Origin of the sequence: Halomicronema sp. CCY15110, assembly GCF_016888165.1 — a bacterium.
In the GTDB taxonomy this organism is placed as follows: domain Bacteria; phylum Cyanobacteriota; class Cyanobacteriia; order Phormidesmidales; family Phormidesmidaceae; genus Halomicronema.
This window is the reverse complement of the sequence record NZ_JACSWC010000028.1, coordinates 1-205: the sequence shown is the minus strand read 5'-3', so window position 1 is coordinate 205 and position 205 is coordinate 1. Positions and strand designations below refer to the sequence as shown.

Sequence of the window (205 nt, the reverse complement as noted above, 5' to 3'; positions counted from 1 at the left end):
GCCACCGTGTTGCGATGACAACTAAAGGCTGAGGCGGCCTGCTCATCCGTCCAACCCGGTCCATTCACATCGATATTCAACAGAATATTGGCGTGTTTGATCTGATAGGCCGCACTTTTGCCGATCGAAACCAAGTCTTGAAGATCCTGCTGTTCTTTTTCGCTCAGGCGGACAATATAGCGTTTGGGCATTGTCAGCTCACCGC

At 51.2% G+C, this 205-nt stretch carries 1 protein-coding gene; it reads right to left on the bottom strand.

Translation table 11 applies throughout. The annotated features are described in order from the left end of the window. A partial coding sequence (locus JUK32_RS00165; RefSeq protein WP_375541537.1) for a hypothetical protein occupies positions 1-191 on the bottom strand: 191 nt, incomplete at its 3' end. Positions 192-205 lie beyond the last annotated feature (14 nt).